7 protein-coding genes are annotated in these 6,323 nt (G+C 60.7%); 1 reads left to right on the forward strand and 6 read right to left on the reverse strand.

Going from position 1 to position 6,323, the window contains the following annotated elements:
* From AC1DX0_RS28960 to AC1DX0_RS28985, 6 genes are all read right to left on the reverse strand, one after another.
* Positions 1-1,947, reverse strand: a 1,947-nt coding sequence (locus AC1DX0_RS28960; protein ID WP_477357828.1) for a hypothetical protein, incomplete at its 3' end; no start/stop codon positions are given.
* Positions 1,940-3,361, reverse strand: coding sequence for a patatin-like phospholipase family protein (locus AC1DX0_RS28965; protein WP_477222705.1), 1,422 nt, complete (start codon positions 3,359-3,361; stop codon positions 1,940-1,942). The genes AC1DX0_RS28960 and AC1DX0_RS28965, both read right to left, overlap by 8 nt.
* 462 nt (positions 3,362-3,823) lie before the next feature.
* Positions 3,824-4,348 carry a DUF2306 domain-containing protein gene (locus tag AC1DX0_RS28970; RefSeq protein ID WP_477222704.1) on the reverse strand — a complete coding sequence of 175 codons (525 nt, stop codon included), beginning with the start codon at positions 4,346-4,348 and terminating at the stop codon, positions 3,824-3,826.
* Positions 4,349-4,499: 151 nt separating this feature from the next.
* A complete protein-coding gene (locus AC1DX0_RS28975) occupies positions 4,500-4,775 on the reverse strand; it encodes a hypothetical protein (protein ID WP_477222703.1) in 276 nt (91 codons plus the stop codon).
* Positions 4,776-4,907: 132 nt separating this feature from the next.
* Positions 4,908-5,210: a hypothetical protein gene (locus tag AC1DX0_RS28980; RefSeq protein WP_477222702.1), complete on the reverse strand. Its 303-nt coding sequence runs from the start codon at positions 5,208-5,210 to the stop codon at positions 4,908-4,910.
* A gap of 463 nt (positions 5,211-5,673) precedes the next feature.
* Positions 5,674-6,033 carry a hypothetical protein gene (locus AC1DX0_RS28985; RefSeq protein WP_477357834.1) on the reverse strand — a complete coding sequence of 120 codons (360 nt, stop codon included), beginning with the start codon at positions 6,031-6,033 and terminating at the stop codon, positions 5,674-5,676.
* Here AC1DX0_RS28985 and AC1DX0_RS28990 point away from each other — a divergent pair.
* A partial coding sequence (locus tag AC1DX0_RS28990; protein WP_477357831.1) for an alpha/beta fold hydrolase occupies positions 5,981-6,323 on the forward strand: 343 nt, incomplete at its 3' end. The two genes, AC1DX0_RS28985 and AC1DX0_RS28990, sit on opposite strands and share 53 nt — an antisense overlap.

Genomic DNA, 6,323 nt, shown 5'->3' on the forward strand with positions numbered 1-6,323 from the left:
GACCTGGGTGATGAAGGTTGGGCCACTGGCCTGTGCTTCCGGCGCGCCGGGCGGTGCCGGCGGGGCATTGATGATGATGGGCACGACGATGGGGGCGGCGGGCGCTTGCGAGCTTGCGATGAGGCCGGCGCCTTCCTTGATGTTGGCTGCAAGGCTTCCGGTCGCGCCTACCAGCCTGGCAAGCGGCGAGGCATCGTCCTGTCCGGTGCCCTTGCCAAGCTTGTCGGCGATGGCGCCAAGTCCCTTCTCGACATTGTCAGCCAGATCCTTGGTGGCGCCCACCAGAGCGGGATTGCCCTGGCCGGTGCCGATCTGTTTGGTGACCGAGGCCAGCCCCTCTGTGACGCTGCCGGCCAGTTTCTCGGTGGCCGTCACCAGTGCGGCCTGGTCCGACGCCTTCGGCTCGGGGCGCGGCGCGGCGCAATCGGGCAAGTTCGACTGCGAGACGGCGCGTTTGGTCTCGGCAGGCTGGATTCCCTTGGCTTGCGGCCCGACCTGACCGACCGTCTCATCAYTCTGGGGAGCGATCGCATCGTCCTGCTTTGCTGTTGTTCTATCCTGATCGACGGGCTCGATGCGCAGCACCAGCGACTTGTCGATCTCTGTGACAGGACTGCCGTCAAGGGTCTCGACAAAATAGCTGCCACCGCTGGCCAGCAGAACGCGGCCGCGTTCCAGAACGCATGAGCCGAGTTCGGTGGTTCGCGAAATGAAGGCGAATTGCTTGTCGCGGCCCAGTGTTCCAGAAAAAAAGGATGGCGATAACATCGCTAAAATAAAAAATATCGATGTGAATGCGTTTATCAGGAATGTTACACTTTCTCTTGATGAAGACGTGTTAACGAAGCTTTCGAGTTCTGACGATAGCGGTTTCGATCTAATATTTTTCTTTGGAGAAGTTTTTTCAAAGTCCTTCCATATTAGTTTTTTAAAGCTGAAATATTGATCAGACCTTTTTCCCTTCATGGTGTTCAGAATTCGGTCCATCCTGGTGAGGCCGGGTTGATTTCCCCTGCCTCCTGGCAGTTCGGCAGCGTTTTCCAAAACGCTGTCATAAAGTGTTCCGCGCAACGCGCTCATGAAGCTGTCGCGCCTGGCCTTTTCGAAGATGACTGAAGCAGCATAGGCTGCAATCGCCGCGACGGCTGCGGTCGGGATAATCCAGTTCTTGAAGACGAGATTGTTGTCGAAAACGATCAAGGCAAATGCGACGACCAGGCCGGTCAATCCACCGGTGATGAGGGCCGACTTGGCGCCAAAAAGCCCGGTTTTCTCGATCCGGATGGCGTAGGGCCGCGTCGCCTCCTTGTAGGCATCGACAGAAGCCTCGGTGTAGAAATCGCGACCGACCCTATCTGCATAGTTCCCGGCGTAAGCTAGGAAGTTCCGGTAGCGAGCGAGGAACTCCTCGGCCTCGGCCAACAGTCTGTCGTCGGCGGGCTGGTTAGGATTCGCCGGAGCCTGCCTTGTGGACACCGACTCCAATGGCGAACGAAAACGGCCAATATCCGCCAATTGCGCATCGATTGACTGCCGATCCTGCTCGAACACTTTCAGGCCTTGGCCGAACTCGTCCTTGACCCTGTCAAACAGCCGCCCCGCGTTAGAATGATAGGTGACTATGTCCATCTCCTCGGCGATGCGCTTGGCGCTGGCAAGGTCGAGAAGGCGGTTTATTTCCTTGATGGTGTCGGCGCTGGAGATGCCGACCTTCTGGATAGCGGCGAGCGCCTTGCGCTCTTCTGGGACGTCGTCGACAGACTGCGGCAACGGCAGCGAATTTCCCTTGTCGTTGTAGAAGATGGCGGGGCTGTTCTGCCGGCTGACCAGACAATACACGGCGTGAAAGAGCGCCTTGGCCTGGTCCGAGCAATTCTTCGTTTCATTCACCACACCTTCCACAGCGGCCTGTGGCGTGGCGTCAACTTGGCTTTTATCGCTACCCATTGCTTCCTCCCAGATCTTGTTCCAGAAAATCGCGCGCCCGTTCCAGGCCCATCACGAACAGGTCCCTCTGATCCCTTTCGTCCATGGCGAAGTTGAGCCAGTCGGCGTCCTGGACGTTGATGGCCGCGAGACGGAACGGGAATTGCGCAGGCATCGTGGTGCCAGCCTGAAGCTTTCGCCTTTCGAACACCTGTCTTCTGCGGTCCAGCACGGCAATGGCGTCACGGTCGCGCTGATCGCGAACCATGAAAGCGACTGTTCCGATGTCGGCGGCAAGGCTGCTCAGGCGGGCACGGCGACGGTAGGGCTTGGTTGGGGTGGCATTCATCAGCGGCACGGCGATTGTCGGAACGTCCGGGAGGATTGCGCTGAATGCATCGACCGGAAGGTTCGAAAACATCCCGCCATCGAGAAACGCCACCTCATCGATGTTGCGGAATTCATCCAGCTTGTCCTTGCTGGTCAGTCCACCAAATTTGTTGTCGATGAACTCTTTCCAACTGGTCTTGTTGACGCCAAAGGCGGCTGGCCCGAAAAAGAACGGGATCGACATAGACGCCCGCACGAGTGCCGCCGGCGAGTTCGTACCGGTCTCGCCGGATAGATACCTGACATCCTCGGGAAACTGGAATTTCACGCCGATTGGCACGCAGGCCGCCATCACCTGAAGCAGATGTCTGCCTTCGTCTTCTACCGGCTCCAGAGACGACAATGGCTGTTTTCCGAGCTTCTTGACGGCATCTATCGCCGCGTTCAGCTGTATCGAGATCGTCTTCAACCGGTCGAAGAGGTCATCTACGGTTCGCAGGCCGCGCTCGGCCAGAACGCCGCGAACCCAGTCTTCGAAGGCGTTGCCCGGGTTGAGTCCACGCGTTTGCAAAATTTGGCGAAAGGCGCCGAACCAGGCCGGCCACGACGATGGCAAGAAGGACTGTCGCTTGAGCAGGAACTGCTTGATCAGCCAGCGCGTCCGGTAGGGGCCGTCGATGAAGGCGCTCATCGGCATGGCATTGACGATGTTGACGACGTCCTTGTGGGTTTCGTTGAGCAGATCGTCGCCGCGTACTGCCGCCATGCCCATGGCCATGATGGCGCCGGCCGAGGCGCCGGCAACGCCGGCGAAGCGAACCCCAATGGTTTCCAGGCCGGTGACGAAGCCGGCATGCGCGATGCCCAGCACGCCGCCGCCCTGAAGGACGATGTTGGCTACTCTGTAGACGTTTTCGGGCGGCGGAGGCGGTTCGGGTGGCGCTGCGGCATTGAAGAATTCCAGGTCATTGGAGGTGGAACCCGCCGCCTTGGACGCGATCGCCTTGAGCCAGAAAAACTCGTCCACCTCAGGCCGCTTGCCGAGCTCTTTGATCTCGGCAAGCAAGCTGGTGACGCCCGGATCGTTCCAGACATCCAAGGTCATTGGTTTCGCCCCCGCGAACCCTATGACTGTTGCGCGGCATCACCGAAGACCCCAACCCTCGGACCTTGCGCCGGGGCGCACCATCATGGTGCCGTCATCCCCTGATCGTTCAGCCTTCTCTTCGAGCCATTCAGCAACTTTTGTTTAGGCTGAGCTTTATTAGGGCGCCACATTGTTTTCGTCGTCAAGTCGTTTTTGGCGTCAACTTGGCCTTCGCGTGAAGATCATCGCGAACGCGTCCATTCATTTCATGCTTTCGAGATGCCGGGATGGGTACTGGCAAGCAATTTCAGCATGCGGGCAGATATGATCGCGGCCGTTTGTTTAGGTCTCGGCCGAAGGGGTCTGATACCGCAGGTAAAGCGCGAATTGAACAGTATTGATCGGATGGGCCAGGTTTAACTGGAATCCCGAATCGCCACGAACGCATCGTGGCGCGGCGCGTTTCGCAAAGCCGGTGGATCAAAGGCCAGGGGATGCTTTCGGGCGCGGGGCCACGGTTCTTGCACCCCGCGCGGCATAGAGCCCTGCCGCTGCCGCTGCTGCCACCAAAGCGGCAAAGACCATCAGCTTCTGCGGCGTCGCGCCTTGCGGGCCGAAGGCGACGGCATACATGGTGCGGCCGGGAATGAAGGTCAAAAGCCCGGTAATGATCAGGCCGAAAATGTAGGTGCCCTGCATGATGCGGCGGTGCGCGGCAATGTTGCCGCCGCGCGCTGCGCGCACGCCGCGCCACAGCATCACCAGCACCAATAGCGACAGAAGGTGGATCGGGCTGAACGGCCCCCACAGCCGGATCGTCCAGATGAACAGGCCGGAGCCGGCAACCGTCGCCATCAGCACCACCCAGACGCGGCCAAGCGCCCGGTGCATCCGGTCGCCCTTGGTGCGCCAAAGCTGCATGGCACCAAGCAGCAGCGCGGCGATGGCGATCAGCGCATGGAGCTGGATGACGGGCGAGGCATGGAGCAAGGGGCTGAGTGACATCGGGGTTCTCCGGGGATGATGGATTATTGCCGACGCGGCGCTGGAGAGGCAAGGGAGGGCGGCGGCGAAGAACGATGCCTGCGACGAGGCTGCCGCGCCGTGCAGCGGGATCCAACATGCCGGAAGCCTGCGCACGAAAACAGGTTCGACCCTACTGAGCCGGCTCGACCACCTTGCGGCCGCGCGTCAGGTAGGCCAGCAGGCCAAGCAGCAGGAAGCCCATCACCCAGCATACGACAAAGGCAACGATGCCGATGGCAGCACCGAGGTCGACGCCGAGGCTGACGACGTTGCTGCTCAAACCCGGCAGTTTGTCCGCGGCACCCATACCGACATCGGCGGCCCATAGCATCACGATGTTGAAGCCGATGAACAGGAGCAGGAAAAACCAGCCGAAGAAGCCGCGCTTGCGCCTGACCGCTTCCATTCCTGATGCCCCGCTGACATTCCCAACGGCACGACAATTGCCCATCGCCCTTTACGGGGCAAGCCACGGCGACGGCCTGGCAAACAAAACAGCCCCGCGAACGGGGCTGTTTCCTGGCTGCGGCGATCAGGTTTACTTGCTGCCGCCGTGCGCTTTCACGCTCGAGCAGAATTCCGGATGGGTGTTGGTCGGGCTGGCGTTCTTGGCCTCATCCGCGCAGGCTGTCGCCATTGCGGTCTGGTCGTCCGGCGTCAGCGCCTTCCAGGCCTTGATGAAATCATCATCGCCGCGCAGCGTCTTCATGCTGGAATCGGTGTAGAAGGGCTGCATCTTGGCCGGGTCGTCGAGAGCGGACGTGCCGTTGCCGGCGGCGAGGGCCGAGCCGGCGACCATTGAAAGCGTCATGGCGCCAAGGCAGATCATCTTGATATTCATGATAGGTTCCTTCCCTGTTGCTTTGTGACCGTCGAAGCAACGATCAAATGTGTAACGGGAGGATTTGGGCAAAAGTTCCAGCTCTCCGCGTGAAATGAGTTCTATTTTCTGAAAATATATCTGACAGAAGCTTGAAACCTTCCCGGGGTTTTGTCGTATGCCATGCGAAAGCTCTTTCGTTGCCGGATGGCAGCGCAATAACCTATCACGGACGTGAATCGTGACTGGCGCTGGAGCCGGTCGGACGTCGCAGCGTTTGGCCGATTTGAAACTTCCCGACTCCTTGATGGTTCCGTACTGCCAGCCCGCCACGGCCTCAAAAAAAGGCCCCACCGGCAGGGCCGGCGGGGCATGATCGGAGGTCTGCGATCGCCTTGGGAAGGCGATGCCAGCAGCAACGAGAGCGCCGCGCGAAAAGTTTCACTGTTTTTTCGCGGGGATTGCCGATGGCGCTGAAGCGGGCTCAGCCGCTTGCTGCCCGCCGGCCTTGGCCGCGTCGGGTGAGTAGGTTCGGCACCACCAGCMGCACGATCGACAGCGCCATCATCAGCGTCGCGGCGGCGGTGATGGCGGGCGAGAGTTTTTCGCGGAGGCCGATGAACATTTCGAGCGGCATGGTCTCGGGCTGACGCTTGCCGCCGTCACCGCGCGGCTGGTCGGCGACCTCATCGCCGACCGGCGGCCCAACAGCGAGAGACTTGCGCCTTTTTCCCCTGGGCGGTTCTGAAGCCGGCCTGTCGCACGGCGCCTTGCTGCGATATCCTTTGGCGATGAAGCTCAGCCAGAGCATAGGGTTCTGCACCTCCGCCGACGGCACGCGCATCGCAGTCGCCTCCTGCGGGAAGGGCGAGGTGATCGTGCGGGCGGCGCACTGGCTGAGTCATGTCGACTATGATCTGGAGAGCCCGGTCTGGCGGCCATGGCTGCAGGCGCTTTCGGCCCGCAACCGGTTCGTGCGCTACGATCCGCGCGGCTGCGGCCTGTCGGATCGTCATGTCGCCGATCTCTCGATCGAAGCCTGGCACGCGGACCTCGACGCCGTGACGGCTGCGATAGAGGAGCCAAAATTCATCCTGCTCGGCCTGTCGCAGGGCGGCGCGCTCAGCATTGCCT

It is taken from the genome of Mesorhizobium sp. P3_A9 (genome assembly GCF_056402975.1).

Bases quoted from the DNA above. Each gene is read 5' to 3' on its own strand.
- AC1DX0_RS28965 (WP_477222705.1), bottom strand. From the start codon at position 3,361: ATGACCTTGGATGTCTGGAACGATCCGGGCGTCACCAGCTTGCTTGCC.
- AC1DX0_RS28970 (WP_477222704.1), bottom strand. From the start codon at position 4,348: ATGTCACTCAGCCCCTTGCTCCATGCCTCGCCCGTCATCCAGCTCCAT.
- AC1DX0_RS28975 (WP_477222703.1), bottom strand. From the start codon at position 4,775: ATGGAAGCGGTCAGGCGCAAGCGCGGCTTCTTCGGCTGGTTTTTCCTG.
- AC1DX0_RS28980 (WP_477222702.1), bottom strand. From the start codon at position 5,210: ATGAATATCAAGATGATCTGCCTTGGCGCCATGACGCTTTCAATGGTC.